Origin of the sequence: Caulobacter soli, assembly GCF_011045195.1 — a bacterium.
In the GTDB taxonomy this organism is placed as follows: Bacteria; Pseudomonadota; Alphaproteobacteria; order Caulobacterales; family Caulobacteraceae; genus Caulobacter; species Caulobacter soli.
Genome location: NZ_CP049199.1, coordinates 1140134 through 1163142 on the forward strand (window position 1 = coordinate 1140134; position 23009 = coordinate 1163142).

22 protein-coding genes and 1 pseudogene are annotated in these 23009 nt (G+C 69.8%); 9 read left to right on the forward strand and 14 right to left on the reverse strand.

The annotated features are described in order from the left end of the window. On the reverse strand, nt 1-1059 hold the full coding sequence (locus G3M62_RS05650; protein WP_165185408.1) for a LacI family DNA-binding transcriptional regulator: 1059 nt from the start codon (nt 1057-1059) through the stop codon (nt 1-3). A 178-nt stretch (nt 1060-1237) separates the two neighbouring features. Between G3M62_RS05650 and G3M62_RS05655 the strand changes: the two genes are divergently transcribed. Then, nucleotides 1238-1810, forward strand: coding sequence for an NTP transferase domain-containing protein (locus tag G3M62_RS05655; RefSeq protein WP_165185409.1), 573 nt, complete (start codon nt 1238-1240; stop codon nt 1808-1810). A 74-nt stretch (nt 1811-1884) separates the two neighbouring features. Here the strand turns inward: G3M62_RS05655 and G3M62_RS05660 are convergent, their stop codons facing one another. The 5 genes from G3M62_RS05660 to G3M62_RS05680 form a co-directional block, all read right to left on the reverse strand. Further along, a complete protein-coding gene (locus G3M62_RS05660) occupies nt 1885-3450 on the reverse strand; it encodes a flavodoxin domain-containing protein (protein WP_165185411.1) in 1566 nt (521 codons plus the stop codon). Next, a complete protein-coding gene (locus G3M62_RS05665; RefSeq protein ID WP_165185413.1) occupies nt 3447-4442 on the reverse strand; it encodes an FAD:protein FMN transferase in 996 nt (331 codons plus the stop codon). The genes G3M62_RS05660 and G3M62_RS05665 overlap by 4 nt, the downstream gene beginning before the upstream one ends. A 144-nt stretch (nt 4443-4586) precedes the next feature. Further along, nucleotides 4587-5525, reverse strand: coding sequence for a DUF4198 domain-containing protein (locus G3M62_RS05670; protein ID WP_165185414.1), 939 nt, complete (start codon nt 5523-5525; stop codon nt 4587-4589). A gap of 19 nt (nt 5526-5544) precedes the next feature. After that, nucleotides 5545-6078, reverse strand: coding sequence for a DUF2271 domain-containing protein (locus tag G3M62_RS05675; RefSeq protein ID WP_165185416.1), 534 nt, complete (start codon nt 6076-6078; stop codon nt 5545-5547). Between the two features lie 11 nt (nt 6079-6089). Next, nucleotides 6090-6719: a PepSY-associated TM helix domain-containing protein gene (locus tag G3M62_RS05680; protein WP_165185418.1), complete on the reverse strand. Its 630-nt coding sequence runs from the start codon at nt 6717-6719 to the stop codon at nt 6090-6092. A 220-nt stretch (nt 6720-6939) separates the two neighbouring features. Between G3M62_RS05680 and G3M62_RS05685 the strand changes: the two genes are divergently transcribed. After that, entirely contained in the window at nt 6940-7317 is a 378-nt protein-coding gene (locus G3M62_RS05685; RefSeq protein WP_165185419.1) for a response regulator transcription factor, read from the forward strand. 13 nt (nt 7318-7330) lie between these two features. Here G3M62_RS05685 and G3M62_RS05690 read toward each other — a convergent pair whose 3' ends face one another. Further along, nucleotides 7331-8254 carry an alpha/beta hydrolase gene (locus G3M62_RS05690; protein ID WP_205691949.1) on the reverse strand — a complete coding sequence of 308 codons (924 nt, stop codon included), beginning with the start codon at nt 8252-8254 and terminating at the stop codon, nt 7331-7333. Between the two features lie 270 nt (nt 8255-8524). Between G3M62_RS05690 and G3M62_RS05695 the strand changes: the two genes are divergently transcribed. Both G3M62_RS05695 and bamJ read left to right on the forward strand, forming a co-directional pair. Continuing rightward, complete coding sequence (locus G3M62_RS05695) at nt 8525-10459, forward strand: M61 family metallopeptidase (protein WP_165185421.1); 1935 nt, start codon at nt 8525-8527, stop codon at nt 10457-10459. Nucleotides 10460-10634: 175 nt separating this feature from the next. Next, nucleotides 10635-11141, forward strand: coding sequence for a BamJ family beta-barrel-assembly machinery protein (gene bamJ, locus G3M62_RS05700; protein WP_165185423.1), 507 nt, complete (start codon nt 10635-10637; stop codon nt 11139-11141). Nucleotides 11142-11294: 153 nt separating this feature from the next. On the opposite strand, the gene rutA is transcribed toward bamJ, so the two are convergent. The 6 genes and pseudogenes from rutA to G3M62_RS05725 form a co-directional block, all read right to left on the reverse strand. Next, on the reverse strand, nt 11295-12359 hold the full coding sequence (gene rutA, locus G3M62_RS05705) for a pyrimidine utilization protein A (protein WP_165185424.1): 1065 nt from the start codon (nt 12357-12359) through the stop codon (nt 11295-11297). 154 nt (nt 12360-12513) lie between these two features. After that, nucleotides 12514-13317, reverse strand: a complete 804-nt coding sequence (gene rutD / locus G3M62_RS05710; RefSeq protein WP_165185426.1) for a pyrimidine utilization protein D — start codon at nt 13315-13317, stop codon at nt 12514-12516. Continuing rightward, nucleotides 13317-13706, reverse strand: a complete 390-nt coding sequence (gene rutC / locus G3M62_RS05715; protein WP_165185427.1) for a pyrimidine utilization protein C — start codon at nt 13704-13706, stop codon at nt 13317-13319. The genes rutD and rutC overlap by 1 nt, the downstream gene beginning before the upstream one ends. Before the next feature lie 25 nt (nt 13707-13731). Beyond that, nucleotides 13732-13847, reverse strand: a pseudogene (locus G3M62_RS26890) (hypothetical protein); the annotation flags it as partial. A 1-nt stretch (nt 13848) separates the two neighbouring features. Next, a complete protein-coding gene (rutB, locus tag G3M62_RS05720; RefSeq protein ID WP_165185429.1) occupies nt 13849-14547 on the reverse strand; it encodes a pyrimidine utilization protein B in 699 nt (232 codons plus the stop codon). A 140-nt stretch (nt 14548-14687) separates the two neighbouring features. Next, nucleotides 14688-16325: a sensor histidine kinase gene (locus G3M62_RS05725; RefSeq protein WP_165191202.1), complete on the reverse strand. Its 1638-nt coding sequence runs from the start codon at nt 16323-16325 to the stop codon at nt 14688-14690. Between the two features lie 251 nt (nt 16326-16576). On the opposite strand from G3M62_RS05725, the gene G3M62_RS05730 reads away from it, so the two are divergent. From G3M62_RS05730 to G3M62_RS05745, 4 genes are all read left to right on the forward strand, one after another. Beyond that, complete coding sequence (locus G3M62_RS05730; RefSeq protein WP_165185431.1) at nt 16577-16876, forward strand: hypothetical protein; 300 nt, start codon at nt 16577-16579, stop codon at nt 16874-16876. Between the two features lie 97 nt (nt 16877-16973). After that, the gene (locus G3M62_RS05735; protein ID WP_165185433.1) at nt 16974-17402 is read left to right on the forward strand and encodes a hypothetical protein; all 429 of its coding nucleotides are present in this window, start codon (nt 16974-16976) and stop codon (nt 17400-17402) included. Nucleotides 17403-17539: 137 nt separating this feature from the next. Next, nucleotides 17540-19135, forward strand: coding sequence for a fatty acid--CoA ligase (locus tag G3M62_RS05740; RefSeq protein ID WP_165185435.1), 1596 nt, complete (start codon nt 17540-17542; stop codon nt 19133-19135). Beyond that, entirely contained in the window at nt 19136-20029 is an 894-nt protein-coding gene (locus G3M62_RS05745; protein ID WP_165185436.1) for an oxygenase MpaB family protein, read from the forward strand. It begins immediately after the preceding gene. Nucleotides 20030-20175: 146 nt separating this feature from the next. Here G3M62_RS05745 and G3M62_RS05750 read toward each other — a convergent pair whose 3' ends face one another. Continuing rightward, the gene (locus tag G3M62_RS05750; protein WP_165185438.1) at nt 20176-20409 is read right to left on the reverse strand and encodes a hypothetical protein; all 234 of its coding nucleotides are present in this window, start codon (nt 20407-20409) and stop codon (nt 20176-20178) included. A 108-nt stretch (nt 20410-20517) separates the two neighbouring features. On the opposite strand from G3M62_RS05750, the gene G3M62_RS05755 reads away from it, so the two are divergent. Further along, entirely contained in the window at nt 20518-22815 is a 2298-nt protein-coding gene (locus G3M62_RS05755; RefSeq protein ID WP_165185439.1) for a glycoside hydrolase family 3 N-terminal domain-containing protein, read from the forward strand. The last annotated feature ends 194 nt before the right edge of the window (nt 22816-23009 follow it).

The window sequence follows — 23009 nt, forward strand, 5'->3', positions numbered from 1 at the left end:
TCAGGCCTCGGGCGCCGGCCCCGTCGAATCCCGCACGATCAGCGTGTGGGGATGCACCAGCTGCTTGGGCTCGCCGGCCTTGCCGCGATGCCGGCGGATTTCCTCCAGCACCAGGTCGACGGCGGCGCGGGCCATGGCGGCGATCGGCTGGTGGACGGTGGTCAGGGCCGGCCAGATGTTGGCGGCGATCGAGGTGTCGTCGAAGCCGACGATCGAGACGTCCTCGGGCACGTCCAGGCCCATGCGGTGGGCCACGCCCGCCGTGGCCGCGGCCATGTCGTCGTTGCCGGCAAAGATGGCGGTGGGCCGATCGTCCTCGCCCAGCAGCCGCTCGGCGGCCTCCAGGCCGGAGCGATAGGTGAAGTAGCCCTGCTCGACACGGACGTTCTCGTCGGGAATGCCCGCCGCCGTCAGGGCGGAGCGGAAGCCGTCCAGGCGCTGCTGGCTGACCGTCTGGTTGGGGTGGCCCTTGATGATGCCGAACCGCTTGTGGCCCAGGGCCAGCAGGTGCTGGGCCAGCTCGAAGGCGGCCGCCTCGTTGTCGATGCGGATGGTGGCCATGTCGGCGCTGGCCATGCCGGGCGCCACGGCCACGGCGGCAGCGCCGGCCGCCTTGACCTCGGCCAGGACCTGGGCGCTCTCGCACAGCGGGGCGGGCAGGATCAGGCCGTCGACACCGGTCTTCAGCAGGCGGGTCAGGGTGGCGCCGGCCAGCTCGGGCTCGGCGCACTTCTCGATCACCACCTGGGCGCCGGTGCGGCTGCTTTCGTCCAGGGCCCCGACCAGGAACTCGGACAGATATCCGGTCGAGGGGTTGTCGTAGAGCAGGCCGATGCGGAACGGGGCCGAGCCGGCCAGGCTGCGGGCGGCGGGGTTGGGCGCGTAGTTCAGGTCACGGATCGCCGCGTCGACCAGGGCCTTGGTCTCGGACTTGACCGTCGTCTCGCGGTTGATGACCCGCGACACCGTCATCGGCGACACGCCGGCCAGGGCGGCCACGTCGCGGATGGTCGCGCTCTGGGTCGTGCGGCGGCGTTGACGCTCGTTGCGGTCGTTCATCGATGGTCCGTCCCTTAATTGCGGCGGACACTAGACCGTTTCGGTCGTGTCTTGGAAGACGAGGCGCAGGTGTTTGAGGAAACACGAGGTTTGAAGGCGCGGCTTTCCAGCTTTCGTCCGAACGCCTCATGGCCAGGACGGTGCAGACGGCGAACTTTGTCTGACCTAGATTGGCGCCATGACCCCCTTCGGCGTGATCATCCTGACCGGCGGCGCCTCGCGCCGCATGGGCGCCGACAAGGCCGCGCTGGACTGGGACGGCCAGCGGGCGGTCGATCGCGTGGCGGCCCTGGCGACGGCGCTGGGCGCGGTCCGTGTGCTGACGGCGGGACGCGATCATGGGCTCGAGCATGTCGACGATCCGGCCCCTGGCGCGGGCCCGGTCGGCGGGGTGCTGGCCGGGGCGCGGGCGCTGGCGGCGCTGGGTCTGACGCGCGCCCTGGTGTTGGCGGTCGACGCGCCGACGGCGACGGTCGAGGACCTGGCGCCGCTGCTGGCGGCGGACGGGCCAGGGGCAGCCTACGAGGGCTTGCCGGTTCCGATGGTGGTGACGCTGGACGCGCTGCCGGCCGAGGCGGAAGCGGGCTGGCCGCTACGGCGGCTGGTCGAGCGGGCGGGGTTGATCGCGCTGCCGTGCGACGAGGCGGTGAGGGTCAGGCTGCGGGGCGCCAACACGCCGGATGAAGTTCTAGCGCTTTCCCTCCCCCTTGTGGGGAGGGTGGCGGCGAAGCCGACGGGCGGGGCCTGCTGAGTCCCCGCACCGATCCCCCACCCGACCCGCTGACGCGGGCCACCCTCCCCACAAGGGGGAGGAAAGGGCAATGTTCAGTACACGTCTCGCCGGTACCGCCCCTCGTCGGCGAGCCGTTCCATGGTCTCCGCGCCCAGCACCGAGACCAGCACGGCGTGGACGTCGCCCGACATCCCCTCCAGCGACCCGCAGACATAGATCGCCGCCCCATCGGCTACCCAGGCGCGCAGGGGCTCGGCGGCTTCCGTCAGGCGGTGCTGGACGTAGACCTTGCGGTCCTGGTCGCGGGAGAAGGCCAGGTCGACGCGGGTCAGCACGCCGCTGGCCCGCCAGGCCTCGATCTCGTCGCGATGGAAGTAGTCGTGGGCCGCCGCGCGCTCGCCGAACACCAGCCAGTTGCGATGACGACCGGCGGCGGCGCGGGCCTTGAGGTGGGCGCGCAGGCCGGCCAGGCCCGTGCCGTTGCCGATCAGGATCAGCGGGCGGTCGTCCAGCGGGCCATGGAACGAGCGGTTGGTCCGCACCCGGGCGGCGATCTCCGCGCCCTGGGCGGCGTGGGCGGTCAGCCAGCCCGAGCCCAGGCCCAGCTTGCCGTCGGCGCGCGTCATGGCCCGGACCAGCAGCTCGACGCCGCCGTCGGCCGGCAGGGAGGCGATCGAGTATTCGCGGTGGGGCAGGGGCGGCAGGGCGTCGACCAGGCCTTGGGCTGTGGTGGCCGGGACGGTCCCGTCGTGCGGCAGGCGTCGCCAGGACAGGGCCTGCGCCAGCGTCGCGCCGTCCTCGGCGGTCACCGGGGCGGCGGGGTCCAGGCCCAGGCGCGCCAGCAGGGCCGCCGTCTCGGCCGGATCGTTGCGCGGGCCGACTTCCAGGATGTCGCCAGCCTCCCAGGTCGCGGCCTCCAGCGCCTCGAGGCGGACGTGGAAGGCCGCATCGCCCGCGCTGCCCGGGTTCAGCCGGCGACGCTCCGCCAGCCGCCAGCGGCCATAGCGCGGGCGGGTCCAGTCGGGGGCGTCGGTGACGCCGGCCAGCACGCCGACATGGGACTGCCAGTGGCGCAGGGCGGCCGGATCGCCATCGTCGACCTCGACCCGGTCGAACAGCGGCGCGGCGCCGTGGCGAGCCAGCCAGGCGTCCAGCGTGCGGCCGAAGGCGCAGAAGTGGGTGTACGTGCTGTCGCCCAGGGCCAGCACGCCGTAACTCAGGCCGTGCAGGGCGGGTTCGCCGCTCATGACGTCGCGCCCCATCACCTCGCGGATGAAGCGGCGAGCGGTGTCGGGGGCGTCGCCTTCGCCGGTGGTGCTGACCACGAACAGGGCGCGGCCAGCTGCGGTCAGGTCGGATGCGGCGACCTCGGCGAGGCTTTTCAGCGTCACCCGCGCCCCGGCGTCGCCCAGCAGCTTGGCGGTGGCCATGGCCAGTTCCTCGGCGAAGCCGGTCTGGCTGGCGTGGACGACCAGCACGCTCGCGCCGGTTCCGGCCGACAGGGCCTGGGCCGCGCGGCGGGCGGCGCGCTTGCGCAGAGCCTCGCGCAGGACGATGGCCAGGCAGAGCAGGACATAGGCGCCGAACACCAGGCCGGCGGCCCATAGGCGTCGCGCCTCGGGCGTCAGGCCCTCCCAGAACAGCTTCAGGTCGCTCATGCGTCGAGCATCGCCGACAGGGCCGGGGAGAGGCGCTCTTCCAGGCCGGCCGGACCCTGGGCCAGGATCAAGGCGGACAGGCCGTGGGCGGTCGCGAACGCCAGGGCCTTGTCGGGATCCATGACCGTGAGCGCCGTGGCGTAGGCGTCGGCGCGCATGCAGCTGTCGGCCAGCACCGTGACGCTGACCGTGGAGTGGGCGACCGGCGCGGCCGTGGCCGGGTCCAGGGTGTGGGCGTAGCGGCGGCCGTCGTGTTCGAAGAAGCGGCGGTAGTCGCCTGACGTCGCCACCGACAGGCCGTGCAGGGCGACCAGGGTGCGCGGGCCGTCGTCATTGGCGGTGGGCGGGCGCTCCAGCTCGACCCACCAGGGCTGGCCATCGGGCTTGGCGCCGGTCCCACGCAGCTCGCCGCCGACCTCGACGAGGTAGGAGCGGGCGCCGGCGCGATCCAGGGCGGCGGCGACCCGATCGACCGCGAAGCCCTTGGCGACGCCGTTGAGGTCCAGGCGCAGGCCGCCCGGCTGGAACAGGTTGTCGCCGTCCAGCACCAGGCGGCGCCAGCCGGCGGCTTCGCGGGTCCTGGCGATGTCCTGGGCTTGCGGCGGCGCGCCGGAGAACGGGCGAGGGCCGAAGCCCCACAGGTCGACCAGGGCCCCCAGGGTCGGGTCGAAGGCGCCGTCGGTCTGTTCGGCGATCTCCAGGGCGCAGCGCAGCACCTGGGCGAAGGCCGGGGGCAGGGCGGTCCAGCTTCCGGCGGCGGCGCGGTTGTAGCGGGACAGGTCCGACAGCGGCTCCCACGGACTCATTTCCGCGACGACGCCATCCAGCTCGCGCTGGGCCATGGCGGTCAGGGCCTGGGCGTCGGCGGTCGGCGGCGCGACCAGCCTGACCGTCCAGGTCGTGCCCATCGTCTCGCCGGCGAGCGCCAGCACCGCGCCGCCGATCGGGCGGGCGGGCGGCTGGGCGAGCTGGGGAACGAGGACGCGGGTCATGGGGAGGGTCGCAAATCAAAGAAGGTTGTCATCCCGGAAGCGCGAAGCGCTGTCCGGGATCCAGGACAACCGCACCGCCTTCGCCCAGTCCCCTGGGTCCCGGACGGCCTCCGCGAGGCTTCCGGGATGACAACGTTTCGGCGCTTACGGCCGCTGGGCTTCGAGCGTGGCGGTGTAGCTGGCGCTCATGCCGTTGCCGGCCAGGGGCGTGGCGGGGCCTTGCTGGCCGCCGCCGGGTCCGCCCATGCCGGGCATGCCGCCCATGCCGGGACCGCCGGGGCCGCCCGGCGCGCCGCCGCCTTCGCCGCCGGGACGACGGCCGGTCTCGCCCGTCCGCACCACGGCGTTCATCCAGTACATGCCGGCTTCCGGAAAGGTCACCTTGAACGACCCGTCGGCGCCGGTCTTGACCTTGAAGTCGCCGGGCGTGGCGCGGTAGCGCGCGTTGCCGGGGGCGAAGGTCACTTCCAGGTCGGCGGCGGGCTTGCCGTCGAGCAGGAACTTGAAGGTCGCCGCCTCGCCCGACACCACGTCGTTGGGGTGGGTCACGGGCACCAATTCCAGGCCCTTGCCGGTCGGCTTGAACACCGTGGTGGTCGGCGCGTCGCGGGTGACGAAGGTTTCGTTGCGGTTGAAGCTCTTGATGGTCTTCAGGTCGGCGGCGCCGGCCGGGACCTGCTTGGCGAAGTCTTCGGGCGTGCCGCGGAAGCGCTTGACCTCGCCGCCTTCGGTCCAACTGGCCATGATCGAGCTGGTGGCCGAACCGATCTTGTAGGTGCCCGGCTTGGTCAACTGGACGTCGAAGGTCGAGCGGTACTTGGCGGTGAGGCCGTTCTGGATCTTGTCGATCGCGCCGTCCGGCGCGGTGACGACCAGGGCGTCCAGGCGCATCGGGTTGTGGTCGGGATAGAACAGCTCGTTGGAGACGGCCGCGTCGACCTCGACCCAGGCGCTGTCGCCCGACAGCACGGTGGCGGTCGGCAGCAGCCAGCCACGGTGGGCGCTGGCGGCGGTGGGCAGGACCAGGGCGGCCCCGAGGATCAGGGGACCGGCGACGGCGAGAAGGCGCTTCTTGAAGGTCATGGCGTTTTTCTCTGTTGGCTTATTTGACGGCGACGGTGACGGCGCCGACTTCGGCCGTCCCCTTGACGGTGGCGGGCGCGCCCGGCTTGCCCCAGGTGAAGGGCACGCGCACGGCTTCCTGGCCGCCGACTTCGCGAGCGGCCTCGACCACCAGGTTGTACTGGCCGGGCTTGAGGTCCTTCAGCGCGCCCTGGGCGCCGCTGAACACCACTTTCTGCGGGCCCGGCGCGCGGGTGGCGCCGCTGATCCCATCAGCCGGGAAGCTCATGGTGCGGCCGGCCTTGCGCCACCACTGGCGCATGTCCTTCAGCCACTTCACGCCCTTGTCTTCCTTGGAATCGGAATCGTACCAGACGGCCAGGGTGCCGGCGGCGGTGGCGTCGGCCGGGTTCTCGATCCAGATCGAGACATAGGGCTTGTGATACTCGGCCACCGTCAGGCGCGGGACCTCGACCGTGACGTTGAGGTCGGCGGCCAGGGCCGGGGCGCCGCCAATAAGCGAAGAACCCGCGGCGGCGCCGGCGAAGGTCAGCAGGGAAAGGGAACGCTTCATGACATGACGCCTCAAAGGTGGACGAAAAGGATGACGAGCAGCAGCGGGATCACCAGACCGCCGGCCACCAGGGGCCAGGTCAGGGGGCGGGCCCGGGCGTGGAATTGCAAGAGGATCAGGCCCGTGACCGCGAAGATCACGCAGGCGCCGGCGAAGATGTCGATGAACCAGCCCCAGGCCTTGCCCGCGTTGCGGCCCTTGTGCAGGTCGTTGAGCAGGCTGATCGCGCCGCGCGTGGTCTTCTCGTGCTCGACGGCGCCGGTCGCGCGGTCGATGCTGATCCAGGCGTCGCCGCCGGGACGGGCCAGGGCGACATAGACCTCTTCCTGCGACCACTCGCCCTCGCGGCGGGCGATGTCGGCGTCGACGGCCTTGTCCAGCCAGGTCTCGACCTGGATCGGCAGCGGCCGCTTGCCCTCGACCGGGCCCTTGGCCAGCTGCGCCAGCAGGTCGGCGGGCAGAGTGGCCTTGCGGTCGACGACCTTGGGCTTGGCCTCGATCTGGCCGGCGTGGTTCAGGGTGAAGCCGGTGACGGCGAAGCACAGCATGCCGATCAGGCTGATCGCGGCGCTGATCCAGTGCCACTGGTGCAGCTGCTTGAGCCAGAACGAACGGCTTTGCTGGGCGGGTGCGGTCTTCACGAAATCCGGGGGCGCTACAGGGGCAGGGCTGAGCTTCAGCCCATATTGAGAACGACTTGCAAAAGCAAGCCTTCCCTGGAAAAGGCGCGCACGCGTCGCGGGCGAGCTACGGAACGGCAGCGCTTGCGGTTGCGAGCTGCGACGATAGCGCACGGCGACGCGCGCCTCGGGGATGGGTTAGATCGTGTTTACCAGTTGTTAAGCACGTCGGGGGCGAGCGTTGCAGAAGATCCTAGTCGCGGAGGACGACATCCTCCTGGCCACCATCCACGAGATCACCCTCAGCGAGGCGGGTTTCGAGGTCCTGGTGTGCCGCGACGGCGAGCAGGCCCTGGAGGCCATGGACGCCTTCGATCCCGACCTGCTGATCACCGACTTCTCGATGCCGCGCATGAACGGCGGCGAGCTGATCAAGGCCACCCGCCGCCGCCGGGGCGCACGCACCGCCGTGCTGCTGGCCTCGGGCCGCGACGAGCACCTGCTGAAGGACGACGAGCGCGGCGACGCCCGCCTGGAAAAGCCGATCTCGCCGGCCCGCTTGTTGTGCGCGGTGCGGGCGTTGGAAGCGCGCTTCGACGGTGGGTGTCTGGCGGCTTAGGCGCGACGGCTCTTCAGGGCTTGAAGGGTTTGGGGGCGACCAAGGGTCTTGGACGCAGCCAGCCGCCGTCGCCCAACCAATCGGCCAGCCGGTCGGGCCAGTGGAGGATCGACAGGCTTTCGGAATGGGCGGCGATGTTGAAGCCGTGGTCCATGTCCGCGAACATGTGCAGCTCCGCCGACACGCCGGCTTTGCGAAGTTGTTCATAGAGGGTCACGGCCGGCTCGGCGCAGCACGCATCCAGCGAGCCGGCGGCGATGAACGCCGGCGGGGCGCCGGCTGGGGCTTGAGCCGGGACGCCCAAAGGGCCGGGGTAGACCAGAACCTGGAAGTCGGGACGGGCGCTGACCGCGTCGAGCGGATCGGCCGAGGTCGGTCCGGGAGCCTGGGAATGGGGCGGCTCGGGGTTGTCGGCGACCAGCGAAACCAATTCTCCGCCGGCCGAAAAGCCCATCACGCCGATGCGGTGCGGGTCCACGCCATATTGCGCGGCGTTCGCCCGGACCCATCGGACCGCCCGGCGCAGGTCCGCGGCGGCGTCACGGTCGATCGCGTAGGTCGATCCGGCCTCGCGCGCCAGGCGGTACTTCAGGACGAAGACGGTGACGCCGTAGCGATTGAGGGCCTTGGCCGGCCCGGAGCCCTCGTTGACGAAGACCAGCATGCGATGGCCGCCGCCAGGCGCGATGATGATCGCCGCGCCATTGGCGTGGCGCGGGTCGGCGGGGAACACCGTCAGCGACGGGCTGTGGACATTGCGCACATAGGTGTTCTCCACGATCTCGGGCTCGCCGGCGCGCCCTTCCGCGCCGGGCGCGCCGCGAGGCCAGAGCGAAACCGTCGCCGGACCGCCGGCGATCGCCGATGGCGCGTCCGGCGACGGCGCCGACGGGGCGCTGATCAATAGCGCCATGAGGGCGACGGCGTGGACGAGCATGGAGAACCTCCCGAACCGCGCATGCGGCCTGGCTTCGCGTCCAGCCTCCAGATTTCAGCAGGCGTTCCAACCGCGACCATCGTCGAACGTCCGCCGCCGCCGCGTAACGCGGATCACCCGAAGTCGCCGCCCGCCCGGCAAGCTCGCTCCAAAAACTCGATCAACCGTCCGTTCACCGCCACAGACAATCTCGACAAGCAGCGCTTTAGAGGAGAAGTATGCCGTCTTTCGTCGCGGGAGGATGCCCGCGCGTCGCATTGGGGTCGTTTCTTGAAAACGCTGTTCTTTACCGCCTCCGCCCTTGCCCTTTCCCTTAGCTTTGGGGGCGCATTTGCCCAGGAGCGCGTGCCGGTCCAGGCCCCGCCGACCCCGCCGATCGCCGCCGCCCAGGACGTGGCCTATCCGGGCGTGCTGAAGCTGTCGGTCGACACCACCGACCTGGACCGCAAGATCTTCCAGGTTCGCGAAACCATCCCGGTCGCCAAGTCCGGCCCGATGACCATCCTCTATCCGCAATGGGTTCCCGGCGGCCACTCGCCCCGTAACGACCTGGACAAGATGGCCGGTCTGGTGATCACCGCCGGCGGCAAGACCCTGCCGTGGACCCGCGACCCGGTCGCCGTTCACGCCTTCCACTTCGACGTGCCCGAAGGCGCGACCGAGATCCAGGTCAGCTTCCAGTTCCTGACCCCGGTGAAGCCCGACGTCGGCCGCACCCTGGTGACCGACGACATGCTGAACGTGCAGTGGCTGCAGCTGGGCTTCTATCCGGCCGGCTACTACACGCGCCGCATCCAGATCGAGCCCACCGTGAAGCTGCCGGAAGGCTGGGGCTTCGGCACCGCCCTGGAAAAGGCCTCGGCCAGCGGTTCGACCACCACCTTCAAGACCACGACCTTCGAGACCCTGGTCGACTCGCCGATGTTCGCCGGCCGCTACTACAAGCAGGTCGACCTGGACCCCGGCGCGGCCACGCCGGTGCGCCTGAACATCGTCGCCGACAAGGCCGAGTTGCTGGACATCAAGCCGGAAGCCCTGCAGATCCACCGCAACCTGGTGCAGCAGGCCTACAAGCTGTACGGCTCGCACCACTACGACCACTACGACTTCCTGCTGGCCCTGAGCGACAAGCTGGGCGGCATCGGCCTGGAGCATCACCGCTCCAGCGAAAACAGCGTCGTGCCCAAGTACTTCACCGAATGGGACAAGAGCTTCGTCGGCCGCGACCTGCTGGCCCACGAATACACCCACTCGTGGAACGGCAAGTTCCGCCGCGCCGCCGACCTCTATACGCCCACACTGAACGAGCCGATGCGCGACAGCCTGATGTGGGTCTATGAGGGCCAGACCCAGTACTGGGGCAACGTGCTGGCCGCCCGTTCGGGCCTGCAGACCAAGCAGCAGGGCCTGGAGTCCCTGGCCATGACCGCCGCGCTCTACGACACCCGCGCCGGCCGCAACTGGCGCAACGTGCTGGACACCACCAACGACCCGATCATCGCCAACCGCAAGCCGGCCTCGTGGACCAGCTGGCAGCGCAGCGAGGACTACTATTCGGAGGGCCAACTGGTCTGGCTCGACGCCGACACGCTGATCCGTGAGAAGACCGGCGGCAAGAAGTCGCTGGACGACTTCGCCAAGGCCTTCTTCGGCGTCGAGAACGGTTCGTACGTGGTGCTGACCTACGACTTCGACACCGTGGTCCAGACCCTGAACGGCGTGGTCCCCTATGACTGGGCGACCTTCCTGAAGACCCGCATCGAGGGCCTGTCCGAGCACGCCCCGCTGGATGGCCTGACCCGCGGCGGCTACAAGCTGGTCTATACCGACACCCCGACCGACTACTTCAAGGCGGCCGAGACCAAGGGCAAGATGGTCAATCTCAGCTACTCGCTGGGGATCACCGTCGGGGCCGGCGGCGTGCTGTCGGCGGTCAACTGGGACACCCCGGCCTTCAAGGCGGGCCTGACGGCCGGCGAGACCATCGTGGCGGTCAACGGCACGAGCTATGGCGACGACCTGATCAAGGACGCGGTCAAGGCCACGGCCAAGGCCGACGCGCCGGTCGTCGAACTGCTGATCAAGGACGGCGAGCGCTACCGGACGGTCAAGATCGACTACCACGGCGGCCTGCGCTACCCGCGCCTGGAGCGCATCGAGGGCACGCCCGCGCGTCTGGACGACATCTATTCGCCGAAGAAGTAGGCGTCTGGTCGAACACCATCAGGAGGCCGTTGGCGGAGACGCCAGCGGCCTTTTGGCGGTCTCGATGTCGCCATAGGTTCATGGAAGACAGCCTAGCTTCCGGGCTCGGCGCGGGATAAACCTTCGGGCGTCCCTGTCGGGTGTCTTCCGCTCAAGATTGTACAGTGAGTCATCGATGAAACTCGCCTCCGGCCTGGTCCTGGCCCTTTCCCTGCTGTCGAGCCCTGTCCTCGCGCAGGAGACGTCCGCGCCGCCGCAACTGTCGGCCGCCGTCGACACCAGCAAGACCCTGGCCGAGGGCCAGGCCTTCCTGGCCAAGAACGCCAAGGCGCCCGGCGTGGTCACCACGGCCTCGGGCCTGCAGTACAAGGTGACGACCTCGGGTCCCAAGACCGGCCCGTCGCCCAAGCTCGGCGACATCGTCAAGGTGCACTACGAGGGCAAGCTGCTGGACGGCACGGTGTTTGACAGCTCGTTCCAGCGCGGCCAGGCGGCGATCATGCCGGCCGACGGCCTGATCCCGGGCTGGCTGGAAGCCCTGCCGCTGATGCATGTCGGCGACGAATGGACCCTGTGGATCCCGGCCAACCTGGCCTACGGCGAACGCGACTCCGGCCCGATCCCGGCCAACAGCGTGCTGGTGTTCCGCCTGCAGCTGATCGGCATGCTGGCGGTGGATTGATCTGAAGCGGGGAGGGGGCGAGCACTTGCCCCCTACGGACCGCTTCGCGGTCGTCTTCCCCCACAGGGGGAAGAGGTCGCGTATTCTCGGCCTCCGCCCGCTACGGGGGCGGACAGGCGGCGAAGCCGCCAGGTGGGGGCAAGTGGGTGAGCCTCAGATCCCCGCCCGCGACGCCATCAGCGGCTGGATCTTCGTCCCGAAGTTCTCCACTCCCGCCACGAAGTCGTCGAACACCAGCAGCACGCCGGCCGTGCCGTCGACGGCGGCGACCTCGTCCAGCATTCGCGCGACGCTTTCGTAGCTGCCCACCAGCGTGCCCATGTTGAGGTTCACCGCCGATTCCGGCGCGGCCAGCTGGGCGGTGTTGGTGGTCGAGCCCGCCGCGGCGTTTGGGGCGGCCTGGTTGGTCAGCCAGGCCAGGGCTTCCTGGTCGGCGCCGGCGCGATAGGCCTGCCACTTGGCCATGGCCGCCTCGTCGGTCTCGTCGGCGATGATCATGAACAGGATGTACGACGCCACGTCGCGGCCGGTCTTGTCGGCGGCGGCCTTCAGGCGGTCGTTGACTCCGCCGAACGCCGTGGGGGTGTTGGTCCCCTTGCCCAGGGCGAAGCTGTAGTCGGCGTACTGGGCGGTGAAGGCCAGGCCCTCGTTGGACGAGCCGGCGCAGATCAGCTTGGTGTCCTCGGGGTGAGGGCTGACCCGGCAGTCCTCCATCTGGAAGTACTTGCCCTTGAAGTTGCTGACCCCGGTGTCCAGCAGCTCGCGCAGCACGGTCGCGTATTCGGCCAGGTAGTTGTAGCGGTCGGTATAGTGACCCTCGCCCGGCCACAGGCCCATCTGGTCGTATTCGGCCTTCTGCCAGCCGGTGACCAGGTTGATTCCGAACCGGCCGGGGGCGATCGAGTCGATGGTCGAAGCCATGCGCGCCACGATGGCCGGCGGGATGGTCAGGGTGGCGGCGGTGGCGAAGATCTTGATCTTGCTGGTCACGGCGGCCAAGCCGGCCATCAGGGTGAAGCTCTCGAGATTGTGCTCCCAGAACTGGGTCTTGCCGCCGAAGCCGCGCAGCTTGATCATCGAGAGAGCGAAGTCGAAGCCGTATTTCTCGGCCTTCTGGACGATCTCCTTGTTCAGCGCGAACGACGGCATGTACTGCGGGGCCGCCTCGGAGATCAGCCAGCCGTTGTTGCCGATCGGAATGAAGACGCCGATTTCCATGGAATTAGTCCCTCCGACTAAGCTTGAATTTCTGTAGTGCGGGCTCCGGTTTCTTCCGTCTCCCCGGCGAAGGCCGGGGCCCAGGTGAAACCCACGAGCCGCTCTGGATGAATCTGGATCCCGGCCTTCGCCGGGAAGACGGGCGATGGGATGTTCACGCCCCCTCCAGGAAACTGACGACCGCCGTGTTGAACGCCTCCGCCGCCGTTACCGTGAAGCCGTGACCGCCCCAGGGCGCGATGTCGAGCGTGGCGTTGGGCAGGCGCTCGGCCAGGCGGCGCGAGCAGGCCAGGGGCACCAGCATGTCGTCGGCGCTGGCGCTGACCAGCACCGGGCACGTGATCGAGGGCAGGGCCTCGTCGATGTCAAAGTCGAGCAGGGCCTGGATGCGGGCGCGCATCACGTCCGGGTCCGGGAAGCCGTGGATGTGATGCACTTCCTCGGCCTCCAGCCGGGCGTTGTTGGCGCTCAGCCAGTCGGCCGGATACAGGAACAGCGGCTGGGCGTGCACATAGGCGGCGATGCCGGTGTTGTTCAGCAGGGCCAGGCGGGTGTCGAAGCAGCGCTTGATATGCGGATCGGGCCGCGACCAGCCGTTGACCACCACCAGCCGGTCGACGCGATCGGGATGGTCCTGCGCCAGGGCCAGGCCAGCGTTGCCGCCCGCCGCGTGACCGACCACGTGGGCCTTCTGGAGGCCGAGCGCGTCCATGACCTTGACCATGTCCTCGGCCATGTCGCTGACGCTGTAGGGACCGGAAGGCAGCTCGCGGACGCTACGGCCCGTGCCCCGGTGGTCGTACAGCAGCACCGGCCAGCGGGCGGTCAGGGCTTGCATCTGCGGCGCCCAGAAGGCGCCTGAACCGCCGAGGCCCGGCGACAAGAGCACGACGTCTCGGCCGGCTATAGGACCGCCATGCAGTTCGTAGTGAAGGCCGTCGACGGTTCCGCTCTGCATCACTTCTTGCCGATGTGGGCGACGGAGGCGATCTCGACCACGAAGCCGGGCTTCACCAGGCCGCACTGGATGCAGTAGCGGGCCGGTTTGTCGCCGGGGAAGTACTCGGCATAAACCTTGTTGATCGTCTGGTAGTTGGACCAGTCGGTCAGGAAGATGTGGTTCATGGTCACGTCGTCCATCGTCCCGCCGGCGGTCTCGATGACGGACTTGATGGTCTCCAGAACCTGCCGGGTCTGGGCCTCGGCGTCGTCGGGAAAGGCGACGTTGTTGTCCTTGTCGAAGGCCAGGGTGCCGGAGACGTAGACGATCCCGTCGGCGAGCGTGCCCGGCGAGAACGGGGCGATGGGCGTGCCCGTGCCGGGCGGGATGATGACGGTCTTGGGCATGTGGCGGTCTCCTGTGTTGTTGAGGCCCTGCGTCCTTCGAGGCCGCTACGCGGCGCCTCAGGATGAGGAATTCAGAAGGCTCAAATGGTCCTCATCCTGAGGTGTGAGGCGTAGCCGAGCCTCGAAGGACGCACGGCGCTGATCACGCCACGCCTTCCCGCTGCCCCACCGCGCCCTTGAAATCCGTCGTGTTCGACACCCAGCCAAAGAAGGTCTCGATGTTGTAGAGCGCGGCCTTCTGCACGAAGTCGGGACCGGCCTGGTGGGTGGCGTCCTCGAGCACCGTGCCGAAATATTCCAGGAAGAAGCCGTCGCGCAGGGTCGATTCCACACAGACGTTGGTGGCGATGCCGACGAACACCAGGTGGCGGATGCCGCGCGAGCGCAGCACGCTGTCCAGCTGGGAATTGAAGAAGCCGCTGTAGCGCGTCTTGTGCAGCTGGATGTCGCCCGGCTGGGGTTTCAGGTCGTCGACCAGCTCGTAGTCCCACGTTCCGCGCGCCAGCAGCTTGCCCTGCAGTTCGGGCCGGGCGCGCATGGTCTTCAGGGCGTTGGACTTGTGCCAGTTGGGCGAGCCGGGGCCGCCGGCCTCGACATAGTCGCCGTCCCAGCCGTTCTGGAAATAGATCACCGGCATGCCCGCGCCGCGCGCCACGTCCAGCACGCCCTTGATCTTGTCGATCACCGCCGCCGCGCCGCTGATGTCGAAACCGGCCAGGTCCAGATAGCCGCCGGGCGAGGCGTAGGCGTTCTGCATGTCGATGACGATCACGGCCGTCTTTTCGATCGGCAGGGCGATCGGCTCGGGCCGGGCCGGCAGCATCAGGGTGTCAGGGGTCATCGCTCGTTCCCGTAGGGGTGAGCGACGCAGGTAAGACCATCGCGGAGCGGGGCGCAATCGATCGATGGTTTGCGAAACCCGGCCACGAGCCGATTACCCCATGGGGCGCCTAAGTCTTGGGCTAATTCAGAAACGACTTACTAAATATCCGCCTGCCGTTCGCCCTCCTGCCGGCCCGTCCGAGGCAGCGACAAGGTCAGGACGCAGACCAGGCCGCTGGGCCGGTAGTCGATCCGGGCCTCGCCGGCCAGGTCGGATTTCAGGCTGGCGGCGATCAGGCGCGAGCCGAAGCCCTTGCGGGCCGGCGGCGACACCGTCGGGCCGCCGCGCTCTTCCCAGTGCAGGGTCAGGCGGTGCAAGGCGCCGGGATCCACGTGCCAGACCACCGTCACCGTGCCTTCGGGCGCCGAAAGCGCGCCGTACTTGACCGCGTTGGTGCCCAGCTCGTGGAACACCATCGACAGGGCCAGGGCGGCGTTGGGCGTCAGGGCCGCCGGCGGTCCCGCCAGCACCGTCCGGTCCAGATAGGGTTCGAGCGTTTCCTCCAGGATCTCCTTGAGGTCGGCGCCGGCCCACACGCTCTGGGTCAACAGGTCGTGGGCGCGGGCCAGGGCCATGATGCGTTCGTTGAAGGCCGTCAGGCCAGGCGTGTCGGCGGGGCGGCCCAGGCTTTGTCGGGCCAGGGACTGCACCGTGAACAGGGTGTTCTTCACCCGGTGGTTCAGCTCGTTGATCATCAGCTGCTGACGCTGGTGGGCGCGCAGCTCCTCGGCCTCGCGGGTCCGCAACTGGTGGGCGGCGTCATGCAGGGCCGCGCGGACCTCGGCGATCTCGCGGAAGCGGTCCGGGACCAGGGCGATTTCCTCGCCCGCCGCCACGGCCTTGGCGTCGACTCCCAGCCCGCGCACCGAGGCGGAGATGTCGCGCGCGACCAGCACGGCGGCGCCCGCGCCGATGATCAGCAGCACCAGGCTGGCCATGGTCAGCCAGCCCACCGACGCGAAATTGGCCCGGCTCAGCTCGCTCCGAGGCACGCCGACGATGAACGACCAGCCGGTGCTCGACGAGCGACTGAAGGCCGACAGCGTGGCCGTGCCGTCCAGCGTATGGCTCAGCGTGACGCCCTCGTTGCCGCGAGTCATCGCCTTGCGCATCTGATCGCTGACCTTGCGACCCAGGAAGCGGTCGCCGTCCTTGGACCGCGCCACCAGCGAGGCCTCGCGATCGACGATGCTGGCCGTCCAGCTGTGGGGAATGCTCTGGGCGGCGAAGATCGACGAGAAGGCCTCGGGCGGCTGCTGATAGGCCAGGTCGTAGAGCTTGCCGCCCACGATGACCGGCATGTCGATCGAGACGAAGGGCGGGAACTGACCGGCCTTGGCGGGACGCACCAGGTTGGAGACCGACGAGCGGCCGGCGCGGATGGTCTGCCAGCGATAGTCCGGCAGGCCGATCGTGGGCGGGGGCTCGCCAGGCGGCGAGCGGGTGTTGACCAGTTGCCGTTCGTTGTCGAGCAGCACGATCCAGCCCTGGCCGCCCGCCACGGCCGCCCGGGCCTGGCGTTCGAAGGCGGGGATGTCGCCGGCGATCAGGTCGGGCGAGACCGCCAGGGTCTGCAGGATGCTCTGCCCCTGGCCGATCTGGCGGTCGGTGGCCAGCACCAGGGCGCGGGTGGTGGCGATCAGCTGCCGCTCATAGCGCGCCCGGCTCTCGCCGAACTCGGCGCGGGCCAGCAGGGCCATGAACAGCGTGGCCGGAACCACCAGGCACAGGGCCATCAGCAGCAGGCGCCGGCGCACGGTGCCGGCGGCGGGTGAGGGCGAGTCCGATACGGGGTCGGGGGCGACCGGGTCTTGCAAAGGCGAAGCTGCTCATCCTGCGGGATCGCCTCAAGAGAAGGCGACCGCCGCGTCGGGTCAAGCGTCGTCGCGCAAGGCTCGCGCGACGACGCGGCAACCTTCGACCGCCGACGGGGTTCTCTTGCTCAGCCCACGGCAAAGATGTCGGGGATTTTGGGAGACTTCACAGCATGCGTATCGTCACCATCGCGGCCGTCGCCGCCCTCGCCATCGGCGCCGCCGCCTGCCAGCCCAAGGCTGAAAAGGCCAGCGACGCCGCCGCCGACGCGACCGCCGCCGCCGCCTCCAGCCAACAGGCCGCCGACGCCGCCGCTCAAGCGGCCAACGCCAGCACCACCGCCGCCCAGACGGGCGACACGGCCACGGCCAAGGCCGCCGGCGACACCGCCGCCGCCGCGGGCGACCAGGCTGAAAAGGCCGGCGACGCGGCCAAGGACGCCGGCCACGACGCCAAGGACGCCGCGCACTAAGCGTGTCCTGAGATCAGGAAAGGGCCGGCTCCGTGCGCGGGACCGGCCTTTTTTTGTTTGAGCGGAGCGAAGGACGAGAGGGGCGCGTTGTCATCTCATGCCCAAAGCCCGTACGCCCCGCCGCAAGGCCACCGCCGCCGACGCCTTCTCCCTGGCCAGCGCTAGCACCGAGCTGGCCCTGGCCTCACTGCGGGTCGTCAACGCCCGCACGCCGATGATCGCCAGGGCCCTCAGCGACCCGATGCGCGGCGACTACGCCGAGCTGACACGCATGGTTTCCGAGAAGCCCCTGGCCTTCGCGCGCGGCGCCGCGGCCGGCGGTCCGGGCTGGCTGGCGATGGCGGCGGAGTCCAACCGCTATTTCGCCCAGGCCTGGAGCACCACGCCGGGTCTGTCGTCGGCGACCAACGCCTTCGCGTTCTGGGGGCGGATGATGTCGCTGGGCGTGGCCTGGCAGGCGGCCATGCTGGCCCCGGTTCACGCCGCCGCGACCGCCAACGCCCGCCGCTTGGACGCCAAGGCTTGACCTCAATCCCGGCGTGCGTCCGACCGGAACGCGCGTTTTTCCCTAGCCGCGCGGCGGAAATGACCGTCATCCTGGCGTTCGTTGAAGCCGAAGGCGGCGCCTAGACCGCCTCGGACCGCGCGAGGAGTTCGTCGACCATGTCCGGACCGGCTGTCGATTTCGATCGCATGACGACCCTGGGCGACGTCGCCCGCTATCACCGCGAGGTCCGCCCCGAGGCGACGGCCCTGGTGTTCGAGGGGCGCTCGACCAGCTTCGCCGACTTTGACCGCCACACCGACCGCGTGGCCGCCGCCCTGCTGGCCGAGGGCCTGACCAAGGGCGACCGCATCGCCTATGTCGGCAAGAACAGCGACCACTATTTCGAGCTGCTGTTCGGCGCGGCCAAGGCTGGGGTGGTGCTGGCGCCGATCGGCTGGCGGCTGGCCGCGCCCGAGATCGCCTACATCCTGGGCGACTCCGAGGCGCGCATGGTGTTCGTCGGTCCAGAGCTGATGGCCCACGTCCAGTTCGTGGCCGAGCTGATGCTGGACCAGCCGATCGTGATCGCCATGGAGCCGGGAGAGGACGGCTATCCCTGCTTCACGGCCTGGCGCGACGAGCCTCGCGACGACGACGTCCCGGCGGCGCGCGTGACCTCGGCCGACATCGCCATCCAGCTCTACACCTCGGGCACCACCGGTCGGCCCAAGGGCGCGATGCTGACCCATTCCAACATCCTGACCACCCGCAAGCTGGCCGCCCAGGCCGACATGGACTGGAACCGCTGGGGCCCCGACGACGTCAGCCTGGTGGCCATGCCCGTGGCCCATATCGGCGGAACCGGCTGGGGCGTGGTCGGGTTGATCAACGGCGCAAAGGGCGTGGTCGCCCGCGAGTTCGACCCCACCCGGGTGCTGGACTTCATCGAGAAGGACCGGGTCTCCAAGATGTTCATGGTGCCGGCCGCCCTGCAGATCGTGGTGCGCCAGCCGCGCGCCCGCCAGGTCGACTACAGCCGGCTGAGCCACATCCTCTACGGCGCCGCGCCCATCCCGCTGGACCTGCTGCGCGAGTGCATCGAGGTGTTCGGCTGCGGCTTCGTCCAGCAGTACGGCATGACCGAGACGACCGGCACGGTGGTCTATCTGCCGCCGCGCGATCACGATCCGGCCGGCAACGCCCGCATGCGCTCGGCCGGCCTGCCCATGCCCGGCGCGGAGCTGAGGATCCTAGGCGAGGACGGCCAGGCCCTGGGTCCCAACGAAGTCGGCGAGGTGGCCGTGCGCTCGCCCGCCAACATGGCCGGCTACTGGAAGCTGCCCGAGGCCACCGCCGACACGATCGGCGAGGACGGCTGGCTGCGCACCGGCGACGCCGGCTACCTCGACGAGGACGGCTACCTGTTCATCCACGACCGGGTGAAGGACATGATCATCTCGGGCGGCGAGAACATCTATCCGGCCGAGGTCGAGAGCGCGGTCTACGGCCATCCGCACGTGGCCGAGGTGGCGGTGATCGGCGTGCCCGACGACACCTGGGGCGAGGCGGTCAAGGCGGTGGTCGCCCTCAAGCCCGGCGCGCCCCGGGACCCGGCCGACATCATCGCCTTCGCCAAGGGCCGCATCGCCGGCTTCAAGGCGCCCAAGAGCGTCGACTTCATCGACGCCCTGCCGCGCAACGCCTCGGGCAAGATCCTGCGGCGCGAGCTGCGCGAGCCCTATTGGGCCGGCAAGACACGAAGGGTGAACTGAATGGCGGATGGCGGCGGTCGCATCGCGGAGCTGGTCCAGGGGCTGTATCAACCCGAGGGCGGGCCGCGCGTCGACTTTCGCCAGCCGGCCGGCGAACCCGCCCTGGCCGCGCCGGAGTCGGTGTCCTGGCGGGTGTTCAAGAACCCGGTCTCGCTGTTCGTCGGCGGTGTGGCGGCGGTGATCCTGGAACTGGCCGAGCCGCGCGTGCGCAGCGGCGTGTGGGAGCATTCCAGCTTTCGCCGCGATCCGCTGACCCGCCTCAAGCGCACCGGCCTGGCGGCGATGGTCACGGTCTATGGTCCGCGCTCGGCCGCCCAGAAGATGATCGCCGGCGTGGTGCGCATGCACGACAAGGTCGCTGGCGACACCCCGGCGGGGGCGGCCTATCGGGCCAATGACGTGGCGCTGCTGGACTGGGTGCAGGCCACGGCCAGCTACGGGTTCATGGAGGCCTACCATGCCTATGCCCGACCGCTGAGCGACGCCGACCGCGACCGGTTCTATGCCGAGGCCGCGCCGGCGGCGGCGCTGTACGGCGCGGTGGGCGCGCCGGCTTCGGTCGCCGCGTGGGAGGCCCAGCTGGCCGCCATGCTGCCGACGCTGGAGCGGCACGAGATCGTCTTCGAGTTCCTGGACCTGATGCGAAAGACCGCGATCCTGCCGGCGCCGCTGCGCGGCCTGCAGGGCGCGCTGATCCGGGCGGCGGTGGCGATCACGCCCGTGGCGGTGCGTGAGGTCGTGGGGCTGGGCCGGGCGTGGGACCTGGGGCCGGTCGAGCGGCGGTTGGTCAAGCTGGCCGGCGCGGCGGCGGACCGGCTGCCGGTCCAGGGCACGCCGGCGGTGGAGGCGTGTCTGCGGATGGGGTTGGCGGGGGATTATCTGTATCGGCGGTGAGGCCCTAAAGCCTCCCCCTGTGGGGGAGGCGATCGCGCAGCGATCGGTGGGGGGATTTATAGGATTGTCGATCCGGGTTTCGGCCGAACACTCCCCCCTCCGTCGGCTTCGCCGACACCTCCCCCACAGGGGGAGGATCTGAATCCTCAATCCGTATGCCCTTGATGCTCCGTCTGCCCGGCCCGCACCTCCGTCCGCGAGAACACCTCCTCCTGGCCGTCCTGCAGCAGTTCCTCGGCGTCGGCTTTATCCTGTTCGGCCTGGGCCAGGACCAGGCGCAGGGCCTCGACCTCGGTGGGGGCCTCGACCACGACGCTGCGCAGCGGGGCTTCCGGCGGGGCGTCGCCGAGACGGACATCGATGCGCCAGCGGGTGGTCATGGGAGCTTCTCCGAGGTTGAAGGCGTTGGTTCGCTCCTCAGGTAACGCACCATTGCACCAAGCGGCGTTTCTGGCGAGGTTGCGGCGAATCCAGTTCGGGGAGGCTTCATGGCGGATCGAGGCGGGCGACGAGGTCCGGAGCGACAGGGCGTGGATCGCAGGGCGGTCCTGGCCGGCGCGACGGGCCTGGCGGGATTCGCCTTGGCCGGAGCCGGCGCGGCGCGCGCCGCCTCGTCCCGGGTCGAGGCGCTGATCGCCCAGATGACCATGGAGGAAAAGGCCGGCCAGCTGTCGTGCTATTCCGACATGATCCGGCCGCCGGTCGGCGACATCAATCCGCTGGTCAACCAACGCAACACCCAGCAGATCCTGGCCGACATCCGCGCGGGCCGGATCGGAACGCTGATGAACGGCGTCGGGGTCGAGGGCGCGCTGCAGGCCCAGACCGCCGCCGTCGAGCATTCGCGCCTGCGCATTCCGCTGCTGTTCGCCGCCGACGTGATCCACGGCTTCAAGACCGTCTATCCGATCCCCCTGGCCGAGGCCGCCAGCTTCGATCCCAACCTGGCCGAGCGCACGGCCCGCGCCGCCGCGATCGAGGCCTCGTCCTACGGCAACCACTGGACCTTCGCCCCGATGGTCGACGTGGCCCGCGACCAGCGCTGGGGCCGGGGCGCCGAGGGCTCGGGCGAGGACGTCTTCCTGGGCGAGGTGATGGCCCAGGCCCGGGTGCGCGGCTTCCAGGGCCGTGACCTGACCGCGCCCGACAGCCTGCTGGCGACCGCCAAGCATTTCGCCGCCTATGGCGCCGTGGCGGCGGGTCTGGACTACAACACCGTCGACATCTCCGAGGAGACCCTGCGCGAGGTGCACCTGCCGCCGTTCAAGGCCGCCTTCGACGCCGGCTGCTTGGCGGTGATGTCGGCGTTCAACGACATCAACGGCGTGCCGGCCACGGCCAACAAGCATCTGCTGACCGACATCCTGCGCGGCGAGTGGAACTTCAAGGGCGTGGTCATTTCCGACTACACCGCCGACCAGGAGTTGGTGGCCCACGGCTACGCCGCCGACGACAAGGACGCCGCCCGGCTGGCGATCCTGGCGGGCGTCGACATCAGCATGCAGAGCGGACTCTACAGCCGCTACCTGCCAGAACTGGTCGCCCAGGGCCGGGTGCCGATGGCGGTGGTCGACAACGCCGTGCGCCGGGTGCTGAGCCTGAAGGAGGCGGTGGGCCTGTTCGACCAGCCGTTCCGCTCGATCGACCCCAAGGCCCAGGCCGCCAACACCGCCACCCCGGCCATGCGGGCGCTGTCGCGGGAAGCCGGCGCGCGCTCGATCGTGCTGCTGCGCAACGATGGCGGCCTGCTGCCGCTGCCGACGAAGGGTAAGAAGATCGCCCTGATCGGTCCGTTCGCCGAGGACCGGGCCAATATCCTGGGACCGTGGGCCTTCTTCGGCGACCCGGGCCTGGGCGTCGATCTGGCCACCGGAATCCGCGAGGCGATGGCCGACCCGTCGCAACTGACCATCGCCAAGGGCTGCGACGTCGAGAACACCATCCCCGGCGGCTTCGACCAGGCCGTCGCGGCCGCCAAGTCCGCCGACATCGTGCTGCTGGCGGTGGGCGAGAGCCAAAACATGTCGGGCGAGGCCCAGTCGCGCACCGAGATCGGCCTGCCCAAGGTGCAACAGCAGCTTGCCGAGCTGGTGGGCGCGGTCGGCAAGCCGACGGTGGTGCTGCTGCGCCACGGCCGGGCCCTGGTGATGGAAGGGGCGGTCAAGGCCGCGCCGGCCGCGCTGGCCACCTGGTTCCTGGGCACCGAGACCGGCCACGCCGTGGCCGACGTGCTGTTCGGCAAGGTCAATCCGTCGGCCCGCCTGCCGGTCAGCTTCCCGCACGAGAGCGGCCAGGAGCCCTTCGCCTACAATCACCGCACCACCGGCCGTCCCGCGCCCCAGGCCGACGACAGCCAGGAGTACAAGGCCCGCTGGCGCACCACCCGCAACGAGGCGCTGTACCCGTTCGGCCACGGGCTGTCGTACACCAGCTTCGCGCTCAGCGACGTCAAGCTGTCGACCATGCGCCTGGCCTGGAACGACAAGCTGTTCGTCACGGTCAATGTGGCCAACACCGGCAAGATCGCCGGTGAGCACGTGGTCCAGCTCTATATCCGCGACCGGGTGGCCAGCCGCACCCGGCCGGTGCGCGAGCTCAAGCGCTTCATCCGCGTGGCGCTGAAGCCGGGCGAGAAGCGCGAGGTGCGGTTCAGCCTGGAGCGCGGCTCGCTGATGTTCGTCGGCGAGAACGACCGCTGGATCGCCGAGCCCGGCATGTTCGACCTGTGGGTGGCCAACAGCGCCGTCGACGGCCTGGCGGCGAGCTTCGAGCTGGTGGGGGCCTGAGGGAGGCGACATCAAGAATCCCTCTCTCTTTGAGAGAGGGAGGGGCCCGCCGCCACAGGCGGTGGGAGGGTGAGAGGTTTCACCCTTGCCAGCAAACCCCCGTTGTTTCCGCTGACCGTCCCGCCTGTTGATGTGATCGAGAAGCTAGACGTCTCCCCCAGCCGCGATAGGTAGGGATCTAGCGCCGTACCTTG